Source organism: Mesorhizobium sp. M7A.F.Ca.US.005.03.2.1, assembly GCF_003997795.1.
Taxonomy (GTDB): domain Bacteria; phylum Pseudomonadota; class Alphaproteobacteria; order Rhizobiales; family Rhizobiaceae; genus Mesorhizobium; species Mesorhizobium ciceri.
Map to the genome: position 1 here is coordinate 1 of NZ_RZRP01000034.1, position 17,435 is coordinate 17,435.

Genomic DNA, 17,435 nt, shown 5'->3' on the forward strand with positions numbered 1-17,435 from the left:
GCTGTTAGGCGCTGCGCAGCCGGACCTCGCCATACATGCCGTATTCGATGCCGCCTTCGTCGACCCGGATCGCATCGCCGACATTGCGCCGCGCGGCCGGTTCCTTCACGCGGTCGCGGCCGAAGCCCTGATCGAGCCGCACCGTGCGGGCCGCCCCGGCGCGCCAAAGATGTTCTTCGAAAGCGTTGCCGTCTCGGACCGGCTGTTTGTGGAAACCATGTGCCGGGCGCTGCATCTCAGGAATTTTCGCAACATCGGCGTCGACGGGCTCGACCTGTTCTTCAACTACAATCCGTTGATCAACGACCATGCCGGGCGGGCACTGGCCGAGATTCGCCTGATGACCAGGCATCTCGGCGAGTTCGGCCTGGCGCCGGCCATGCTGGTCTGCGAAATCACCGAACAGGCGGCGGACGACGCGCTTCTCGCGCGGCTGGTGCGCGAAATGCGGCGCGACGGCATCCGCATCGCCATCGACGATTTCGGCACCGGGCACTCGACCGAGGAGCGGGTGAGCCTGCTCAAGCCCGACATCGTCAAGATCGACGGCACCTGGTTCGCGGAGTTCTGTCGCCACGCTGCCGCTGAACGGTTCTTCCGCCCGCTGGTTTCCAGCTTGCATGACCGCGGCGCCAAGGTGCTGGTCGAAGGCATCGAGCAGCCCACCCATCTGCGCGTCGCGCTCGAGGGCGGCGTCGACCTGCTGCAGGGTTTTCTCCTCGCCCGCCCAGCCTTGGCGGGGACCGTTTTCGAGGAAGAGCCACTGAACATCGACACGCTGCTGGGTACCGGCGGCAATGTCGTCCCGCTGTTCGGCTAGGGGCGCCACTATTCACACATCAGCGGCGCTGATCGTCGCGACAAAACAAATCATTGGTTGAGTCCGCCGCCGCTGCGATAATCGCGCGGAGAGAGTGCTCGGGGGAACAGCCATGATACTTTACGGCATGATCGACAGCGGCAATTGTTACAAGCCGCGCCTGCTGATGGCGAAGCTTGGCCTGGCCTTCACCAACGTCGAGGTGAGTTCGCACACAGGCGACACACGCAAAGCCGACTTTGTCGCCAAGAACCCGAACGCCATGGTGCCGCTGCTCGAGTTCGACGATGGCCGGCGGCTGGCCGAATCCAACGCCATCCTGCTCTATCTCGCCGAAGGCACACGCTTCCTGCCGGCGGACAGGTATGAGCGTGGGCTCGCGTATCAATGGCTTTTCTTCGAACAATACAGCCACGAGCCCTACATAGCCGTGCGCAAGGCGCTGCTGACCTTTCCCGAACGTGCTGGGGATGCGACCCCGGAGCGGCTGGCGGTGACGCTGGAGCGCGGCAACAAGGCGCTCAGCGTGATGAACAGGCATCTGGAAAACAATGCCTTCTTCGCCGGCAGCGCGCTCAGCGTCGCCGACATCGCGCTCTATGCCTATACGCATACGGCGGAGCAGGGCGGTTTCCAGCTCGACGCCTATCCGGCGGTGTCGGCATGGCTTGGCCGCGTGGAAGCGGATCCGGGGCATGTGCCGATCGAGTGGGTGGGGTAGCCTTCTCCTCCTGAAGGAGGGGCTATTTCAACAAATGGTCGTAGTCGGCGTGGGTGCCGACCCAGAACCAGATCACATCTTCATTGTTGCGTATGGCAACAGCCCGATAGTTTTCGTCAACTCGCGCCGACCAATAGCGACCGACCTGTTTGAAATGCAGTGAGGGATGAAAAGGATCGAACGCAGTCGGGCAAAACGCCTGTCCGCCTTTGCTCTGATTGACGATGGCAGTTTTTCATAAGCCTCCCAGAACGATGGAGAGGCGACGTGGTTCACAGAGGCCGCGTCCGACCAGCGCGATGGTCAGCCGGCGCCTGTTCGGCAAGCCTGTCCAAACGGCCCGCCTTCGCGTCGGCTTCCATCTGCCGGTCCCACATATCCGCCTGGAGCGCCTCGAACCAGGCGGCAAACGCCTTCAGTTCCTCGGGGCTCAGTTCGGCGACGGATTTTTCGATCTGCTCAAGTTTGGTCATGGCCGAATGGTACCACTACTGGGCTAAAAGTACCACAAGTTGGAACCATAGTGCAGGCTGCGCCACCTAACCCAGACAGCAAAAAAGGCGGGATAAATCCCGCCTTCCCATGCTTGGTAGCCTGATCGGGAGCGTCCGGTCCGGGCTGGCAGCTATCTGCTGATCCAGCTTGTCGGGTCTTTCCGCTCCAGCGCGCTTCTCGCGCGACTGTCAGTACATCCGTGACTTGCCGCGCGCCCCGAACTCTCGCCCGGCGCGCGCTATCGCAAAATCAGGCTGCCTTGCTCAGAGATCCAGCGGACGACTTGCCAGTGCGGCGGTCCTGCTCGATCTCGAAGTTGATCTTCTGGCCTTCGACCAGGGTCGACAGTCCAGCACGCTCGACAGCGGAGATGTGGACGAATACGTCCGCGCCGCCCGCGTCAGGCTGAATGAAGCCGAAGCCCTTGGTGGCGTTGAACCACTTGACCGTTCCAGTTGCCATTTAGATAGTCCTTCACATTTGCTTTAGATTGACCGGACCGAGGTCCAGCCGGTGTGCATCGAGATTTTGGAGATAGACGTCAGCAAACGCGATTATCGCGAGGCCCGGATCGATCGGCCGAAATATCAATGGAAGGCATATAGGCTGCTTTCGCACAAAAAACAAGACTGTGTGAGAAAGCCGTGATCAGGGCGCTGCCCAATGGCCGCCCCAATCGCGTGAGAGCGTCACGACGGATCGCGACGTCCCTGGGCGGCGGATCAGGGAGAGGACCATGAAAACCATTCTGCTTGCCGCCTGCCTGACGCTTGTCGCCGCTCAGGCTCAGGCGATCTCGCGCTACGACCCGACGCGTATGAGCTGCGGCAAGGTTCAGGCGACGATCGCCCGGCAGGGGGCGGTCATCCTGCGCTACCAGTCGAAGCGAGTGCCGGGACTGCCGCTCTACGACCGCTATGTGCAGAGCCAGCGATTCTGCAGCATGGGCGAGGTGAGGACACGAGCCTACGTGCCGAGCGCCGACACAAAGTCCTGCCCGGTCTACAACTGCAAGCGGCCGGACAACGACCGGCATTTCCGCCGGCGGTTCTTCCATAACAACTAGCGCTTGTCGACCGGCAGCCATTGCTCTCAATCCCGGATATGTTCCGTGAGCATGGACACGAATTGCGTCACCTTTTGCGGGCGAAAGCGCGCCGCCGGATAGACCACGTGAATGCCGCCGGAGGGCAGCGCCCAGTCGGGGAGCACGTGGACGAGGCGGCCTTGCGATAGATAGTCGACGACCAGATAGTCCGGCAGAACTGCCAGTCCGCCGCCGGCGAGCGTCGCTTCCAGTACGGCGGGCGTCGAGTTGATGGAGAACGCCTCGCGCAGGGTGATGGTGCGCGGCTCGGAATCGCCTCGGGTGAAGTTCCAGGTGAACGGCTTGCGAAGCACGGCATTGGCAACGAGCGGCAAGGAAGAAAGATCTTCCGGCTTGTTCACCCTGATCCCGGCCGCGAAATCCCGCGACGCGACCAGGATTTGCCGGAAGGTGCCGATGCGTCGCGCCTGCTGGCTGGAGTCATCCAGCCAGCCAACCCGGATGGACAGGTCGATCTTGTTGCCGATCAAGTCAATTATGGCATCGGAAATGACCAGTTCGACGCCGCAGGCCGGAAATCTCTGGCGAAAGCGGGCGGCGATCGGGGCCAGCACGATCGCGCCATAGTCATTGGACGCGGAAACACGCAGCACACCGGCCACCTCGGCGTTGGCCTCGCCAACCTCGGCGACCGCTTCTTCGACATCCCGCAGGATCAGAACGCAGCGTGCATGCAGAAGACGGCCTGCTTCCGTCGGCTCGACCCTTCGCGTCGTGCGCACGAGAAGCGTGGTCCGCAGCTCAGCCTCGAGGCGAGCGACTTGTTGGCTGACGACTGTTTTCGTGATGCCAAGCCGCTCGGCCGCGCGGGTAAAGGAACCTGCGTCGACCACGGTGGCAAAATAGGCGAGGCGATTGAGGTTTATCGATTCCACCACGAAGGCTCATTGTAAGCTTTCAACATACAGTTTGTATTATTACGGCCAATTTATTGATTAATCCAGAGGGCTTACCGTGCCGTCTACCGTCCGCCCTGCGGGCCCGTAGCCGCACCCGATCCCCTTTCATTCAACGGAGATATTCCATGTTCACGAGGAGACAGATCATGAAGACCTCATTGGCCCTCGGCGCAACCGCCGTTTTCGCGCCCATCGACAGCGGCCAGGCCGCCGGCGCCAAGCTTGGCTGGAAACACTTCCCGGCGGGTCCAAACGGTTTCTTCCGTGCGCCGGTGCTACTGTCGGGGCCGAGCGAAGCCCTGTTGATCGACGGCGGCTTCACCTATCCGGACGGCAAGGCGCTCGCCGATGCCCTCAAGGCCACCGGCAAGAAGCTGACCACCATCTATGTCACTCAGTCCGATCCCGATTACTACTTCGGCCTGAAGCCGGTGAGGGACGCCTTCCCGGAGGCAAAAGTCATCGCTGCCTCCGCCACGCTGGAAGCCATCAAGGGCAATGTGGAGAAGAAGCTCGCCGTCTGGGGTCCGCAACTGAAGGAAAATGGCCCGCAGGCGCTTTCCGACATCGTCCTCCCCGAGGCATTCGACGGCGCAACGCTGACGGTCGATGGCGAGACTGTAGAGATCGTCAATGCGGAAGAAGGATTGGCCAACCGCCGCTATCTGTTCGTGCCGTCGCTCAATGCCGTTTTCGGCGGGGTGATGATCTTCTCGGGCGTTCACGTCTGGACCGCCGGCACGCAGACCAGGGAAAGCCGTGCCGCCTGGATCAAGACGCTGGACGCGATTGCCGCCCGCAGGCCCGCTGTCGTGGTGCCCGGCCACATGGCCCCCGATGCCGCGATCGGTCCTTCGGCGGTGGAGTTCACCAAGTCCTATCTCCTCACCTTCGAGGAAGAACTGGACAAGGCGGCAGACAGCGCCGCGTTGAAGGCCGCCATGGAGACCCGCTTCCCCGGCCTCGGTATGGGCGTCGCCCTCGATGTCGGATCCAAGGTCGCCAAGGGCGAGATGAAGTGGGGCTGACATGGCGACGAACCTCGATTTGATCCGTGGAACCTACGAGGGAACTTCCGAGGAGAACGGCCGCAATCTGCTGGCCGTTCTTTCCGCCGACATCGAATGGACCGAGGCGGAAGGATTCCCCTATGCCGGCACCTATGTCGGCATCGAGGCCCTGATGCAGGGGGTCTTCAAGCGGCTCGGCTCGGAGTGGATCGGATACCACGCCGACGTGCACAGCTTCATTGCCGATGGCGACCGGGTGGCGGCCTTCGGCGTGTATTCCGGTACATATAAGGCGACGGGAAAATCCATGACGGCCCCCTTCGCTCATCTCTACGAACTGCGGGACGGCAAGATCATCCGCATGCGGCAGTATGTCGATACGGTGCTCGTTGCGCGCGCATTGGCCTGACACCGAAGCAACCGAGGGAGACATCCGTGCTGCAACTTAAATCCTTCGCGGCGGCCGCTTTCGCGGTCGCGGCGCTCACCGCCGCGGCGCATGCGGGAAACACCAAGCCGGTCAAGCAGGTGCTGCAACAGCATGAATTGACTCAAAAAAACAGGACGCTTGTCCTGAAAGCCTATCAGGCGCTGTTCGGCGACCATGACCTTGCCGCGCTGGACCGCTATTGGGCCGAGGCTTACATTCAGCATAACCCGACGATGACGGATGGCCGAGACTCGGTCAAAAAGCTTCTCGAAAGCATGGGTGTCGCCAATTGGCCAAAACAAAAAGTCGACTTCAAGCGGGTGATCGCCGAAGGCGACCTCGTCATGGACCCAGGTCGTTCAACCGAGGGCAGGTAACATGCCGGAGACCGTCATCGTGGACATTTTTCGCGTTGAAAACGGCAAGATCGCCGAGCATTGGGACGTGATGCAGCCGGTGCCCGCCAACCCGGTCAATAAGCGACCGATGTACTGATCCAGGCCTTCTGCCAGCGCCGGCCGCCGCTCAAAACCCGAACGATACCTGCGCCGGCGGCGGCGGGCCGACGCGCACGCCTTCCATGGCCAGCATCTTCTCCTTGGTGACCGAGCCGCCCGGCGCCGAGAAGCCGCCGATCTTGCCGCCGGCGGCAAGGATGCGATGGCAAGGGATGACCAGCGGCACCGGATTGGCTCCAAGGGCGGCCCCGGTTTCGCGGGCGAGCCCGGCATGGCCGGCGGTCTTGGCCAGCTCACCATAGGTGGTGGTTTCGCCGAAGGAGAGTTTTCGCGCCGCGTCGTAAATGGCGAGGCGGAAATCGTCGACGCCGTCGAGATCGACCGGTACGGCGGAGAAATCGACATCCTCGCCCGCCGCATAGGCCTTGATCGCTGCGATCAGCTCGACCACCCATGGCGGCTGCGCCGTGGAAGCGGAAACGCCACCGTGACGCAGCAGGCGCCGTTCCACCGCTTCGCGGCTGCGTTCGGGCAGGCAGAGCCGGATCAGGCCCTTTTCGCTCCAGGCAATGCCCATGAAACCGATCACTGTTTCTAACACTGCGTGGCCGGCCGTGATCGAAGCTGTCGTGACCATGATGCGTTCCTTCCCGCAAAGTGGCGAAATCCGGGATTCGTCCCAGTACATATCCGGAACAATATGGCATCGCCGCCCGCGTCTCGCCACCCGAAAACCACCTGATCGCCCCGATTGCCCGGCCTGAATCGCTGGTGTAAGGGATTTCTTAACAACCCGACAAACCGGACCCGAGCGCGGCTTGCCAGCAAAACTCAACCTTATCGCGATCGGCGTGATCCTGGCCGCCGCCGGCATCAGCGGCTGCACGTCGACCTCGCAGATGAAGTCCGCGCCTGCTCTCACCGAAACAGCGACCGCCGCCGGCGCTGATGCCGGCTTCACCGTGCCTCTGCCGGAGACGGTTTCGGTGCTGCCGGAATCATCGGGGATCGCCCCCGTTCAGACGGCCGAGCTGCCGCCCGATTCCGCCGCACAGCCGGCTGCGGCGACCGCCGCTTTTGCCGGATCGACACCGGCGGCACCAGCCGTGCCCGCGGTGATGACCGCCAATGCCTGGCAGGCGCCGCCGCCGGCAAATGCGAACGAACCGGTCAAGGCGGCCGAGACTTATACGACCGCGGGGCTGATCGTGCCGGCAACCGCCAAGGGCGACCGCATGCCCGGCGTCCAGCAGGTCGCCTATGTCGTGCCGCAGAACCCGGCGGCCCTGGTCCAGTTTCCGGCAGGGCCCGTGCAAGAAGAACACGCGACGGGCGTGCGTGGCGATGTCGAGCGGCTGATCGAGAAATATGCGGCGATCTACCAGGTGCCGGTGGACCTGGTGCGCCATGTCGTCAACCGCGAGAGCACCTTCAACCCGAAAGCCTACAACAACGGCCATTGGGGACTGATGCAGATCAAGCACGCGACGGCACGCGGCATGGGCTATGACGGACCGGCCAAGGGCCTGTTCGACGCCGAAACCAATCTAAAATACGCGGTCAAATATCTGCGCGGCGCCTGGCTGGTGGCCGGCGGCAACGCCAAGAAGGCCGACTGGCTCTATCAGACCGGCTACTATTACGACGCCAAGCGCAAGGGCCTGCTCGAGGCGACCGGCCTTGGCCGCGACCGCCAGCGCCGTCGCCTGCAACCCGACGCCTGAGCGCGATGCCAGAACCGCGCCCGCCGGCCCTGAACGACATCCGGCTGCGCAAGATCCTCGACGAGACGCTGGTTCCGCCGCACTGGCCCGACGGCTTTGTCATGCGCAGTTTCGAGCCTGGTGACGCGCCCGCCCTGCATGCGCTTTTGACGGAAGTGTTCGATGACGGCGCCGATGGTCCGTTCGACGAGTGGTGGCCGCGTATCGCGGACGATCCCGAATTCGACCCGGCGCTGTGCTTCCTCGTCATCGACGCCAAGGGCCGGCTGGCGGCGGCGGCGCTGTGCTGGACCCGCGCCTTCGTCAAGGATCTTGCCGTTCATCCCGAGGCGCGCGGCAAGGGTGTTGCCGAAGCGCTGATGTGGCACGCCTTCGCCGTTTTTCGCGAACGCGGCGCCGACCATGTCGACCTCAAGACCAACACGGTCGAGAATCCCGCCGCCGTCCGGCTCTATGAGCGGCTGGGTATGATGCCTGTCGCCTGGGAAGGCTAGGGTGCTGATATTCAGGTGATGCCGGCCCGCAAATGATGGCTTCCTGCGCTTCCGGTGCTCACGTACCCAAAAGTACGCTCCGCTCCGGTTCTCGGAAACCACCATTTTCGACTCGGCCTGACCTGAATCTCAACACCCCCTGATGGGTGTCGCCTCACGCAGGAACGGCGCGATTTGGGAACCCAAAGCGCCGCTTCGCATTCAATGGGAGGTGAGGGCCTGACAAGCTGCCGGCGCGTGGGAGGATTTTCCGTGGCCGGCCGCGGAGGGACGTCCATCACCATGAAGTTTTCTCACGCATTCCTGGCGCTCGGCGTCGCCGCCATGCTGGTTGGTACGCCGGCGCGGGCCGTCGAGCTGTCGATGGTGTCGGGCGATACCGGCGACGGCATCAAGGTGCTGCGCGAGATCCTCGACCGTTACGAGAAAGACAGCGGCAACAAGGTCAACATCGTCGTCATGCCGACGTCCGGGACCGACCAGTTCGGCCAGTACCGGCTGTGGCTTGCCGCCGGAAACAGCGACATCGACGTCTACCAGACGGACGTGATCTGGGCGCCGCAGCTCGCCAGCCAGTTCGTCGATTTGACCGCAGCGACCAGGGACATCGTGGCCGAGCATTTCCCGTCGATCATCCAGTCGCAGACCGTCAACGGCAAGCTGGTCGCCTTGCCGATCTTCACCGATGCGCCGGCGCTCTACTACCGCAAGGATCTCCTCGACAAATATGGCGCCAAGGTGCCGGCCACCTGGAAGGAACTGGCGGACACCGCCAGGCTGGTCATGGATAAGGAACGTGCAGCCGGCAATCGGGATATCTGGGGCTTCGTCTTTCAGGGCAACGCCTATGAGGGGCTGACCTGCAACGCGCTCGAATGGGTGATGTCGAATGGCGGCGGCCAGATCATCGAGCCGGACGGCTCCATCTCCATCAGCAATCCAAAAGCGGCGGCGGTGCTCGATATGGTCAAGGGCTGGGTTGGGACCATCGCGCCGCCCGGCGTGCTCGCCTACCAGGAAGAGGAATCGCGCGGCGTCTGGCAGACCGGCAACGCGGTGTTCATGCGCAACTGGCCCTATGCCTATGCGCTCGGCAACGGCGAGGGCTCGCCGATCAAGGGCAAGTTCGACGTGGCGCCGCTGCCGGCCGGCACCGGCGAAGGCGCCCGACCGGTCGCGACGCTGGGTGGCTGGAACCTCGCGGTCTCCAAATATTCGAAGCATCCGGATGCCGCGATCGAGCTGGTCAAGTTCATTGCCTCGCCCGCGATGCAGAAATACCGCGCGCTGAAGACGTCCAACCTGCCTACCATCCAGGCGCTGTATGACGATGCCGACATCGCCAGGCAACACCCGATTATTCCGCGCTGGAAGCAGATCTTTCTCAATGCGGTGCCGCGCCCCTCGGCCGCGACCAGGATCAAATACAACGAGGCGTCGAGCCAGTTCTGGAACGCTGTTCACAACACTCTCTCGGGCGACGGCACTGCCGCCGACAATCTGGCCGACCTCGAAGCGACGCTGACCAAGCTGAAGGGCCGAGGCTGGTGATGATACTGGGACAGCCGGCCGGCGGGACCGCAGCGAGCGGAGCGAGATGACAGGGATGAAACCGGAAACAGCCAAGGCCGCGCACGCGCCGTTGAGGGCACAGCGCGTTCGCTCGGCGTGGCTTTTCCTGGCGCCAATGCTTCTGGTGCTCGCCGCGGCGGCCGGCTGGCCGCTTGCCCGCACGGTCTATTTCAGCTTCACCGACGCCTCGCTGGCCGATCTCGACGCGCGCCAATGGGTCGGCTTCGCCAATTACTTTTCGGTACTTCACATGCCAAGCGGCCGGACCCTCTATGACGGGTTGCTGGTCGACCCTGTCTGGTGGCGTGCCGTCTGGAACACGGTGCGCTTCACCGTGATTTCGGTGACCTGTGAGACCATCCTCGGCACCATCGTTGCCCTGGTTCTCAACGCCGAATTCCCAGGCCGCGGCATCGTCAGGGCGGCGATCCTGATCCCCTGGGCGATCCCGACGATCGTCTCGGCGAAGATGTGGCAATGGATGCTCAACGACCAGTTCGGCATCATCAATGTGGTGCTGCTCAATCTTGGCCTGATCAGCACCAAGATCGCCTGGACGGCCAACGCCGACACCGCGATGGCGGCGGTCCTCATCGTCGATATCTGGAAGGCGACGCCATTCATGACGCTGCTCATCCTGGCCGCGCTGCAGATGCTGCCGAGGGAGATCATCGAGGTCGCCAGGCTCGACGGCGCCAACCCCTGGCAGATCTTCTGGCGGGTGACCTTGCCGCTGATCCGCCCCGCGCTGTTGGTGGCGGTGATCTTCCGCGCGCTCGATGCGCTGCGTATCTTCGACCTGATCTATGTGCTGACCCCTAACAATGTGCACACCAAGTCGATGTCGGTGTTCGCGCGCGAGAACCTGTTCGAGTTCGACAAATTCGCCTATGGCTCCGCCGCCTCGACCCTGCTCTTCCTCATCCTCGCTCTGCTTACCATCGTCACCATCCGGATCGGCCGGATCAGCCTGGACGGGGACCGCTGAGATGTGGATCGTGAAGCGCACGGCCTTTTATCTGCTGGTCGCGGGAATCGTCTTCGTCGCGGTGTTCCCGTTCTATTACGCGATCGTCACCAGCCTGAAATCCGGGACCGACCTGTTCCGGGCTGATCTGTGGCCAACGACGATCAGTTTCGCCAATTACCGGAATGTGCTGACCGAGGGCGCCTTCGTGCGCAACCTCGCGAACTCGCTCTTCGTCTCCGGCGCAGTCGTCGCGCTGTCGCTGTTGCTCGGCGTCACATCAGCCTACGCGCTGGCGCGCATTCGATTCCGCGGCCGCTCGGCCCTGCTGTTCATCATCCTGTCGGTGTCGATGTTCCCGCAGGTGGCGCTGCTGGCCGGGCTGTTCGAACTGGTCCGCATCTTCGGCCTCTACAATTCGCTGTTCGCGCTGATCTTCTCCTACATGATCTTCACCTTGCCGTTCACCGTCTGGGTGCTCACCACCTTCGTCCGCGACCTGCCGGTCGAGGTCGAGGAGGCGGCGATCCTCGATGGCGCGACGCCGTGGATCATCGTCACCCGGGTCTTCCTGCCGCTGATGTGGCCGGCGCTGGCGACCACCGGACTGCTGGCCTTCATCGGTGCGTGGAACGAGTTCCTGTTCGCCCTGACCTTCACCTCCAACAACGCACAGCGGACCGTGCCGGTGGCGATCGCGCTGCTCTCCGGCAACTCGCAGTTCGAGATCCCCTGGGGCAACATCATGGCCGCCTCGGTGATCGTCACGGTGCCGCTGGTGGTGCTGGTGCTGATCTTCCAGCGCAAGATCGTCTCCGGCCTGACCGCCGGCGGTGTGAAGGGGTGAGGAGCGGTCGGCGTAGTGCGGACCGTTGTCAGATGTCCGGCGCGTTGCCTATCTTCTGCTTGAGATCAAGCGCCCAGGTGCGGCCTTCGTCGCCGCCCCACAGCAGCCAGGCGATGTAGCCGGCCGAAGGGTTCTGCTCATTGCCGTAGTTCCTGCCGCGCTTGTCGACCTCGTGGCGGGCGAAATAGCTGACCATGCGGCGAATGGTGGAGGGCGCGAGCTTTTCCCGGTTCTTCAGTTCGGTGGCGCGGGCGACGCCGATCTCGGTGCCGCCGCGGCCGAATTCTCCGCGCAGTCTGAGGCCCTTGGCGGCATTGTCGGCCACCACTTGCGGGCAGCGCAGATCGATCTCGTCGTCGTGCATTTCGTCCCCCGGATCACGCTGCCCGAACAGGGATTACGACATATCACCATGCGCAATAAATGTCGGAGCCGATCACCGCCAAACGTCCTTGGGTCGCAGAGCAACCGCGCCGGGACGCCGGCGCCGCGACTTGAAGGAGCCGATCATGATCACCTTTCCCAACGAATCCGCGAAATACCGCACCGCGCGCGAAAAATTGCTGAAGAAGGAAATCGAGCTGCGCCGCGCCATGGAAGAGGTCGCCGAGGCCCGGCGCGCGCTGCCGCCGGGCGGGCCGATCCGCCAGGACTATGAATTCGACGCACTGAATGCCCAGGGCAAGCCCGCGAAGACAAGGCTGTCGGAGCTGTTCGCGCCCGGCAAGGACAGCCTGATCCTCTACAACATGATGTTCCCGCGCCACCCGCAGGAGAAGCGCGATGTGGCGACCAGCGGCGGCACGGCGAAGCTCGCCCGACCGGACCAGCCATGTCCGTCCTGCACGGCATTGCTCGATCAGTTCGACGGCGCGGTCGGGCATCTCCAGGCGGCCGGCTTCAATTTCGCGGTGGTGGGCAAGACCGCGCTCGAAAACCTGGTCACGCTCGGTCGAGATCGGGGCTGGCGCAACATGCGGCTGGTGTCTTCGGCGGCCAACAGCTTCAAGCGCGACTACAATGCGGAGGCGGCCGACGGCTCACAGATCCCGCTGCTGTCGGTGTTTCACCGCGACCCCGACGGCATACGCCATTTCTGGAGTTCGGAACTGGATTTCGCACCGACGGAGCCCGGTCAGGATCCGCGTGGCCTCGGCACCTGCGAAACGCTTTGGAACCTGATGGATTTCACGCCTGAAGGCCGCCCGAACTGGAACGAGCAGCTGCAATATGGCGAGGCTTGCTGCCACTGAAAGGTAGCTCTGGTCAGCCGCCGCGGTTCGGGTAATCGAGGCGACACGCGCAGGCTTCTTCCTCATGACCTGCAACCGGAGTGCCCAAGCGACGTTGGATTGTCCGAGGGACAATTCCAACCGGAGACATGCCATGAAGACGCTTACCATTCTGACCGCAGCAGCATTGCTTGCCGGCGCGCCGGCCTTTGCCCAGTCGAACACGACCGCCACGACCACGCCGCTCGCCGCCACGACGAAGGTCGACACTTCGACCTTCATCAAGACGGTGCCGAGCGCCAATGAGTTCGAGATCGAGTCCAGCAAGCTCGCCGAGCAACAGGCAACCGACGCCGACGTCAAGGCGTTCGCCAAACAGATGATCGCCGATCACACCAAGGCCGGCGAGGAATTCAAGGCGGCGCTTGCCCAGGGCCAGACAACCTCGGCCACCGCACCGTCCGGTCCGGCCCTGCAGCCCAAGGAGCAGAAGATGCTCGATGAGCTGAAGAGCGCCAGCGGCGATCAATTCCAGGCCAAATACATCGAGATGCAGACCAACGCTCATAAGGAAGCCGTCGCGCTGTTCAGCGGCTATGCGAAATCCGGCGACGACCCGGCAATGAAGGAATTCGCCAAGAAAACCCTGCCGACGCTGCAGATGCACGAAAAACACGTGAAGGAACTGGCCGCCGCGCATCAGGGGTGAGGGCGGTTCACTATGGCGCCCCCCTCTGTCCTGCCCGGCAGGACAGAGGGGGGCGCCGTAGAGCGCTACGATGGAAGCCAGCCCGCTTGGCCAACCAACACCACAATGTGGCCCTGTGCCTTAAGGACGGCACGCCCTACCGATCAAGGCTGAGCGGCGCTCAGGTCGACCTGATCTGCTCGACCGCGGTCACCAGCAGCTCTTCCATGGCGGTGCGTATCTGGCCATCCGACTGGGCGATGCCCGCCGCGTCGAAGTCGGCGCGGACCTTGCGGAACACATCGTTGTCGCCTGCCTCTTCGAAATCCGCGTGCACGACCTCCTTGGCATACGCGTCGGCGTCAGCACCGGATTTGCCGAGCTGTTCGGCGGCCCACAGGCCGAGCAGCTTGTTGCGGCGCGCCATGGCCCTGAACTTCGTTTCCTCGTCCATCGCAAACTTCTTTTCGAAGCCTTCCTGACGGTCTCTCATGCTGCTCATGGTTCGCCTCGTTTCCGATGGGAGTCCGATCTTCAGCCCAGGGGAAGAACGGCCAGGAAAGAGAGAGTGGCGCGCATGGGTGTCATTAACAAGGCGTCATGCCGGCGATTGGGCGGGCGCTTGGCGGTCCAGTCTTTCGCTCGATATGATTTGACGTTGCCGCGCCGTGTCCTACTCTCAAGTGCCTGCGGGATGAACCGAGGAGACGAGCGATGCAGTTCAAGGCAATTCGCAGCGTCGCGCTGACGGCGGCCGTGATGCTTGCCGCCGGCACCGCGGCCTATGCCCATCACGGCTGGTCGTGGACACAGGATGGGTTTTTCGAACTCAAGGGCAAGATCACGGCCATCTATATCGGCAATCCGCACGCCACGCTGGATGTCGACGCGGAGGGTGAGGCCTGGCGGGTGGAGATGGCGCCGCCATCACGCACGATCGCCGCCGGCTTCACGGAGGAGGTGGCCAAGGTCGGCGACGAGGTGACCGCGATCGGCAACCGCTCGGTGGAGGCGAGCGAAAAGCGCATGAAAGCTGTCCGCGTCATCGTCGGCGGCAAAACCTATGATGTCTATCCCGACCGAGTGCCGCCGGCGTAAATGGCCGAGTTCCTTGCCGGCATTGAGCATCTTGCGTTGGCGCGGTGGCTGAAGGCTTCCTTCATTGCCTACCCCATAGTCAATGCGCTCCACATCATGTCGATCGGTGCGCTGCTGACCAGCGTCGTTCTCATGGACCTCAGGATCTGCGGCGCCTTCCGTTCGCTGCCGCAAGCCGCATTCGTCGCGCTGCTGCGCCGCATTGCATTAAGTGCGTTCGCGGGTGCGCTCGTCACAGGCTCGCTGCTGTTTTCGGTCAAGGCGGGCACCTATGCGGCGATGCCGGTTTTCCTCGCCAAGATGGCACTCATCCTTCTCGCCGGCGTCAATTTCCTCGCCTTCATGCGCTTTCGCCGCGCAACAGGCGGCGACGCGCCGGCAGGCGGGATCGCCCTGGCCGTGCTCTCGATGCTGTTGTGGACTTCCGTGCTTTTCGCAGGACGGTTCATTGGTTTTCTTTAGCGCCGCATCTTCCTTCTCCCCCTGTGGGAGAAGGTGGCCTCGCGAAGCGAGGTCGGATGAGGGGTGTTCCAGGGAACGCCGCCGCCTCATTCCGCTGGAACACCCCTCAACCGTCCCGGCGCTAACGCGCCGATCCACCTTCTCCCACAAGGGGAGAAGGGAAGAACGGCGCTGGCGTTCCGCCAGTGCGGGGATAAGCTCCCTGCAAACAAGGGAGATTTGCCATGAAGAAAGAAATCATCGAAGTGCCGGTCATGTCGGACAAGGTGCGGGCGCTCGGCCTGCCCTGTTCGACGGCGGTCAAGGCCAACGGCTTCGTGTTCATCTCGGCGACGCCGCCGGTGGACATGGTGACCGGCGAGATGGTGCGCGGCGACATCGAGGTGCAGACCGAGGCGTCGCTGAAGGCGCTGAAGCATTGCCTGGAAGCGGCCGGCACCTCGCTCGACAATGTGGTGATGGTGCGCATCTACGCCGTCAATTCCGGCTTCTACAACGCCATCAACCGGGTTTATGCGAGGTACTTTAGCGTCAACCCGCCGGCGCGCAGTTTTGTGCCTGTGGCGTCTTGGCCGATGGAGTTTGATATCGAGATCGAGTGTGTGGCTGTGGCTTGAGGGGCTTCACCAATACGGCGTGGGCGATTCGCCAAGAAGATGCTGCAGGCACTCAATATGTACAAAAAACAGATGAAGGAGCTGCCGGTGTCGGGCGCAGCGATAGAGTGGCCGGAGGATTGCATGTAATGCCAGTCAGTTTATAATATTTCGAATAGGGCAGGAGGGGAAAGTGGCAGAAAAAGAAACTGGTTCAAACGCAGCCGTGGCCGCTGTGAAAGACGAAAAGAAGGCAGTACCCAATCGAGAGATACCCGGAAACATGCCATACACGTCTAGTGTTGGCGTGTTTAAAAGGGCGATTCAGAAAATACCTGTCAGCGAGAGACCGCCAAAATTTAATAGAGACTTCCTGAACACTGTATTTGAGATAACTGGTGGAAGTTCAATACCAGTTATACCTATTTTGAAAAGGGTTGGATTCTTAACTAGTGATGGCACACCTACCAACTACTACTCTGAATTTCAAACTGACGGAGGCAGGGCTTCAGCTGCACTCCACGCGTTGAAGACGGGCTTTTCCGAAATTTTTAAACGGAATCAGTACGCGCACAAGGCCGATCGCGACAAGATTATCGACGCAATCGTCAGCATCACTGGGCTAAATCGTGCGGACAAAGTTGTTGGCTATATTTACGGTACTTTCAGTGCGTTCCAAGAGTATGCGCAAGGAGCTGATGAGAATAAGGCTGCTGCCGTAAACGCCCCCGCGAACTCAGATTCGATGAGTTCTACACCGGATCGCATTAGCGCCCCTCAGCTAAGCCTTAACGGTATCTCATATCAGATTAATTTGGTTCTACCTGCGACTACAAACATAGAAATATACAACACAATATTTCGAAGCATCAGGGAAAACCTGATAAAATGATAGACCTTCATAAATTGGAGCTATACATTCTGAAATGCGCTGTAATCCAGGCGGAAGTGGAGAAATTTGATCAGGCTGACGGCTCTCCCTTAGGCATGAATCGTACGGATGCTGCTGCGGTTTACGACGAGCACCTGGCGCAATTTTCTAGGGAGAGCCGTTCTCGTGCTTCGAAGATGGCATCATACTATGAATTATTCTATCTCGTAGAGAACGAGATTAGAAGAATAATCCAAGAGACATTAGAGGAATCTTATGGCCGATCCTGGTGGGATACTTGTGTCGATCAGGTGATTAAAGACGAGGTTGATAAGAATCGTAAAAGAGAACTGGAGCTGGCTCTCTCGATCCGCTCCGAGCGGGAAATAGACTATACTACTTTTGGACAGCTTGGGGACATAATAAGAAAAAACTGGGCGAATTTCGCCGGCATCATGAGTAACCAACCAGCCCTATCAAGGGTACTGCATCAGCTTAACGTGTTACGTGGTACGATCGCCCATTGTGGTTTTTTGGCCGAAGACGAAGTCGACCGTCTTCATCTTACTATCAAAGACTGGTTTCGGGTGATGGCAGGCCCACGCTAGCTCCTCACGCAAAATACTCCTGCAGCGGCCGCACTTCCAAACTCCCCGCCTTCAGCGCCGCAATAGCCTCCGCCACCGCGGCCGCTCCCGACAGCGTCGTATAATACGGCACCTTCTGCATCAGCGTGGCACGGCGGAGCGACTTGGAGTCCGACACCGCCTTCTGGCCATCCGTGGTGTTGAAGACGATCTGGACCTGGCGGTTGCGGATGGCGTCTTCGATGTGGGGGCGGCCTTCCAGGACCTTGTTGATTTTTTGGGCGTCGACGCCGTTTTCGGCGAGGAAGCGGGCGGTGCCTGAGGTCGCCAGCACCTTGAAGCCGAGGCCGGCGAGG

The 17,435-nt window shown here is 61.8% G+C and carries 25 protein-coding genes and 1 pseudogene; 18 read left to right on the top strand and 8 right to left on the bottom strand.

Annotation, left to right across the window (positions count from 1 at the left end; genetic code table 11):
- Nucleotides 1-31: 31 nt before the first annotated feature.
- On the top strand, nt 32-820 hold the full coding sequence (locus EN991_RS03640) for an EAL domain-containing protein (protein ID WP_245460890.1): 789 nt from the start codon (nt 32-34) through the stop codon (nt 818-820).
- A gap of 112 nt (nt 821-932) precedes the next feature.
- Entirely contained in the window at nt 933-1,541 is a 609-nt protein-coding gene (locus EN991_RS03645) for a glutathione S-transferase family protein (protein ID WP_127368172.1), read from the top strand.
- Nucleotides 1,542-1,563: 22 nt separating this feature from the next.
- On the opposite strand, the pseudogene EN991_RS40705 reads toward EN991_RS03645, so the two are convergent.
- The 3 genes and pseudogenes from EN991_RS40705 to EN991_RS03660 all read right to left on the bottom strand — a co-directional run bounded on the left by EN991_RS40705 (nt 1,564) and on the right by EN991_RS03660 (nt 2,498).
- Nucleotides 1,564-1,817: pseudogene (locus tag EN991_RS40705) on the bottom strand (hypothetical protein).
- Complete coding sequence (locus EN991_RS03655) at nt 1,814-2,014, bottom strand: hypothetical protein (RefSeq protein ID WP_127368173.1); 201 nt, start codon at nt 2,012-2,014, stop codon at nt 1,814-1,816. Before EN991_RS03655 ends, EN991_RS40705 begins: the two are co-directional and overlap by 4 nt.
- Nucleotides 2,015-2,285: 271 nt before the next feature.
- Nucleotides 2,286-2,498, bottom strand: coding sequence for a cold-shock protein (locus EN991_RS03660; RefSeq protein ID WP_010910991.1), 213 nt, complete (start codon nt 2,496-2,498; stop codon nt 2,286-2,288).
- Nucleotides 2,499-2,772: 274 nt separating this feature from the next.
- On the opposite strand from EN991_RS03660, the gene EN991_RS03665 reads away from it, so the two are divergent.
- Nucleotides 2,773-3,102 (top strand): hypothetical protein, encoded by a 330-nt coding sequence (locus EN991_RS03665; protein WP_027162103.1) that lies wholly within the window; start codon nt 2,773-2,775, stop codon nt 3,100-3,102.
- Nucleotides 3,103-3,128: 26 nt separating this feature from the next.
- Here EN991_RS03665 and EN991_RS03670 read toward each other — a convergent pair whose 3' ends face one another.
- Nucleotides 3,129-4,019, bottom strand: a complete 891-nt coding sequence (locus EN991_RS03670; RefSeq protein WP_064994529.1) for a LysR family transcriptional regulator — start codon at nt 4,017-4,019, stop codon at nt 3,129-3,131.
- Between the two features lie 149 nt (nt 4,020-4,168).
- Between EN991_RS03670 and EN991_RS03675 the strand changes: the two genes are divergently transcribed.
- From EN991_RS03675 to EN991_RS03685, 3 genes are read left to right on the top strand one after another with little or no spacing between them, the layout of a single operon-like run.
- On the top strand, nt 4,169-5,071 hold the full coding sequence (locus tag EN991_RS03675; protein ID WP_164766182.1) for an MBL fold metallo-hydrolase: 903 nt from the start codon (nt 4,169-4,171) through the stop codon (nt 5,069-5,071).
- A 1-nt stretch (nt 5,072) separates the two neighbouring features.
- Nucleotides 5,073-5,462, top strand: a complete 390-nt coding sequence (locus tag EN991_RS03680; protein ID WP_013530093.1) for a nuclear transport factor 2 family protein — start codon at nt 5,073-5,075, stop codon at nt 5,460-5,462.
- 26 nt (nt 5,463-5,488) lie between these two features.
- Nucleotides 5,489-5,860 (top strand): nuclear transport factor 2 family protein, encoded by a 372-nt coding sequence (locus EN991_RS03685; protein WP_245460889.1) that lies wholly within the window; start codon nt 5,489-5,491, stop codon nt 5,858-5,860.
- A gap of 148 nt (nt 5,861-6,008) precedes the next feature.
- Here EN991_RS03685 and EN991_RS03690 read toward each other — a convergent pair whose 3' ends face one another.
- Entirely contained in the window at nt 6,009-6,578 is a 570-nt protein-coding gene (locus EN991_RS03690; protein ID WP_013530095.1) for a methylated-DNA--[protein]-cysteine S-methyltransferase, read from the bottom strand.
- A 181-nt stretch (nt 6,579-6,759) separates the two neighbouring features.
- On the opposite strand from EN991_RS03690, the gene EN991_RS03695 reads away from it, so the two are divergent.
- The 5 genes from EN991_RS03695 (at nt 6,760) to EN991_RS03715 (ending at nt 11,545) form a co-directional block, all read left to right on the top strand.
- Complete coding sequence (locus tag EN991_RS03695) at nt 6,760-7,665, top strand: lytic transglycosylase domain-containing protein (RefSeq protein ID WP_027162099.1); 906 nt, start codon at nt 6,760-6,762, stop codon at nt 7,663-7,665.
- Nucleotides 7,666-7,670: 5 nt separating this feature from the next.
- A complete protein-coding gene (locus EN991_RS03700; protein ID WP_024504138.1) occupies nt 7,671-8,159 on the top strand; it encodes a GNAT family N-acetyltransferase in 489 nt (162 codons plus the stop codon).
- 282 nt (nt 8,160-8,441) lie between these two features.
- A complete protein-coding gene (locus EN991_RS03705) occupies nt 8,442-9,710 on the top strand; it encodes an ABC transporter substrate-binding protein (protein WP_127368175.1) in 1,269 nt (422 codons plus the stop codon).
- Nucleotides 9,711-9,756: 46 nt separating this feature from the next.
- Entirely contained in the window at nt 9,757-10,719 is a 963-nt protein-coding gene (locus EN991_RS03710; RefSeq protein WP_127368176.1) for a sugar ABC transporter permease, read from the top strand.
- A 1-nt stretch (nt 10,720) separates the two neighbouring features.
- Nucleotides 10,721-11,545, top strand: coding sequence for a carbohydrate ABC transporter permease (locus EN991_RS03715; protein WP_127368177.1), 825 nt, complete (start codon nt 10,721-10,723; stop codon nt 11,543-11,545).
- A gap of 28 nt (nt 11,546-11,573) precedes the next feature.
- On the opposite strand, the gene EN991_RS03720 is transcribed toward EN991_RS03715, so the two are convergent.
- On the bottom strand, nt 11,574-11,909 hold the full coding sequence (locus EN991_RS03720) for a hypothetical protein (RefSeq protein WP_013530101.1): 336 nt from the start codon (nt 11,907-11,909) through the stop codon (nt 11,574-11,576).
- A 145-nt stretch (nt 11,910-12,054) separates the two neighbouring features.
- Between EN991_RS03720 and EN991_RS03725 the strand changes: the two genes are divergently transcribed.
- Both EN991_RS03725 and EN991_RS03730 read left to right on the top strand, forming a co-directional pair.
- Nucleotides 12,055-12,798, top strand: coding sequence for a DUF899 family protein (locus EN991_RS03725; RefSeq protein WP_164753717.1), 744 nt, complete (start codon nt 12,055-12,057; stop codon nt 12,796-12,798).
- A gap of 133 nt (nt 12,799-12,931) precedes the next feature.
- Nucleotides 12,932-13,486, top strand: coding sequence for a DUF4142 domain-containing protein (locus EN991_RS03730; RefSeq protein ID WP_013530103.1), 555 nt, complete (start codon nt 12,932-12,934; stop codon nt 13,484-13,486).
- A 160-nt stretch (nt 13,487-13,646) separates the two neighbouring features.
- On the opposite strand, the gene EN991_RS03735 is transcribed toward EN991_RS03730, so the two are convergent.
- Complete coding sequence (locus EN991_RS03735) at nt 13,647-13,967, bottom strand: DUF1476 domain-containing protein (protein ID WP_127368179.1); 321 nt, start codon at nt 13,965-13,967, stop codon at nt 13,647-13,649.
- Between the two features lie 212 nt (nt 13,968-14,179).
- On the opposite strand from EN991_RS03735, the gene EN991_RS03740 reads away from it, so the two are divergent.
- From EN991_RS03740 to EN991_RS03760, 5 genes are all read left to right on the top strand, one after another.
- Nucleotides 14,180-14,563, top strand: a complete 384-nt coding sequence (locus tag EN991_RS03740) for a DUF6152 family protein (RefSeq protein ID WP_127368180.1) — start codon at nt 14,180-14,182, stop codon at nt 14,561-14,563.
- Nucleotides 14,564-15,025, top strand: a complete 462-nt coding sequence (locus tag EN991_RS03745) for a hypothetical protein (protein ID WP_127368181.1) — start codon at nt 14,564-14,566, stop codon at nt 15,023-15,025.
- Nucleotides 15,026-15,249: 224 nt separating this feature from the next.
- Nucleotides 15,250-15,642 carry a RidA family protein gene (locus EN991_RS03750; protein ID WP_063172891.1) on the top strand — a complete coding sequence of 131 codons (393 nt, stop codon included), beginning with the start codon at nt 15,250-15,252 and terminating at the stop codon, nt 15,640-15,642.
- 172 nt (nt 15,643-15,814) lie between these two features.
- A complete protein-coding gene (locus EN991_RS03755; protein WP_127368182.1) occupies nt 15,815-16,513 on the top strand; it encodes a DUF5343 domain-containing protein in 699 nt (232 codons plus the stop codon).
- Nucleotides 16,510-17,100 (top strand): Swt1 family HEPN domain-containing protein, encoded by a 591-nt coding sequence (locus tag EN991_RS03760; protein ID WP_127368183.1) that lies wholly within the window; start codon nt 16,510-16,512, stop codon nt 17,098-17,100. Before EN991_RS03755 ends, EN991_RS03760 begins: the two co-directional genes overlap by 4 nt.
- A gap of 4 nt (nt 17,101-17,104) precedes the next feature.
- Here EN991_RS03760 and EN991_RS03765 read toward each other — a convergent pair.
- A partial coding sequence (locus EN991_RS03765; protein WP_164768851.1) for a hypothetical protein occupies nt 17,105-17,435 on the bottom strand: 331 nt, incomplete at its 5' end.

What these genes read in the sequence shown, in the direction of transcription:
- EN991_RS03715 (WP_127368177.1), top strand. Translation starts at nt 10,721, where the DNA reads ATGTGGATCGTGAAGCGCACGGCCTTTTATCTGCTGGTCGCGGGAATC.
- EN991_RS03645 (WP_127368172.1), top strand. Translation starts at nt 933, where the DNA reads ATGATACTTTACGGCATGATCGACAGCGGCAATTGTTACAAGCCGCGC.
- EN991_RS03710 (WP_127368176.1), top strand. Translation starts at nt 9,757, where the DNA reads ATGACAGGGATGAAACCGGAAACAGCCAAGGCCGCGCACGCGCCGTTG.
- EN991_RS03705 (WP_127368175.1), top strand. Translation starts at nt 8,442, where the DNA reads ATGAAGTTTTCTCACGCATTCCTGGCGCTCGGCGTCGCCGCCATGCTG.
- EN991_RS03760 (WP_127368183.1), top strand. Translation starts at nt 16,510, where the DNA reads ATGATAGACCTTCATAAATTGGAGCTATACATTCTGAAATGCGCTGTA.
- EN991_RS03665 (WP_027162103.1), top strand. Translation starts at nt 2,773, where the DNA reads ATGAAAACCATTCTGCTTGCCGCCTGCCTGACGCTTGTCGCCGCTCAG.
- EN991_RS03725 (WP_164753717.1), top strand. Translation starts at nt 12,055, where the DNA reads ATGATCACCTTTCCCAACGAATCCGCGAAATACCGCACCGCGCGCGAA.
- EN991_RS03660 (WP_010910991.1), bottom strand. Translation starts at nt 2,498, where the DNA reads ATGGCAACTGGAACGGTCAAGTGGTTCAACGCCACCAAGGGCTTCGGC.
- EN991_RS03690 (WP_013530095.1), bottom strand. Translation starts at nt 6,578, where the DNA reads ATGGTCACGACAGCTTCGATCACGGCCGGCCACGCAGTGTTAGAAACA.
- EN991_RS03680 (WP_013530093.1), top strand. Translation starts at nt 5,073, where the DNA reads ATGGCGACGAACCTCGATTTGATCCGTGGAACCTACGAGGGAACTTCC.
- EN991_RS03730 (WP_013530103.1), top strand. Translation starts at nt 12,932, where the DNA reads ATGAAGACGCTTACCATTCTGACCGCAGCAGCATTGCTTGCCGGCGCG.
- EN991_RS03700 (WP_024504138.1), top strand. Translation starts at nt 7,671, where the DNA reads ATGCCAGAACCGCGCCCGCCGGCCCTGAACGACATCCGGCTGCGCAAG.
- EN991_RS03740 (WP_127368180.1), top strand. Translation starts at nt 14,180, where the DNA reads ATGCAGTTCAAGGCAATTCGCAGCGTCGCGCTGACGGCGGCCGTGATG.
- EN991_RS03720 (WP_013530101.1), bottom strand. Translation starts at nt 11,909, where the DNA reads ATGCACGACGACGAGATCGATCTGCGCTGCCCGCAAGTGGTGGCCGAC.
- EN991_RS03655 (WP_127368173.1), bottom strand. Translation starts at nt 2,014, where the DNA reads ATGACCAAACTTGAGCAGATCGAAAAATCCGTCGCCGAACTGAGCCCC.
- EN991_RS03745 (WP_127368181.1), top strand. Translation starts at nt 14,564, where the DNA reads ATGGCCGAGTTCCTTGCCGGCATTGAGCATCTTGCGTTGGCGCGGTGG.
- EN991_RS03750 (WP_063172891.1), top strand. Translation starts at nt 15,250, where the DNA reads ATGAAGAAAGAAATCATCGAAGTGCCGGTCATGTCGGACAAGGTGCGG.
- EN991_RS03675 (WP_164766182.1), top strand. Translation starts at nt 4,169, where the DNA reads ATGTTCACGAGGAGACAGATCATGAAGACCTCATTGGCCCTCGGCGCA.
- EN991_RS03735 (WP_127368179.1), bottom strand. Translation starts at nt 13,967, where the DNA reads ATGAGCAGCATGAGAGACCGTCAGGAAGGCTTCGAAAAGAAGTTTGCG.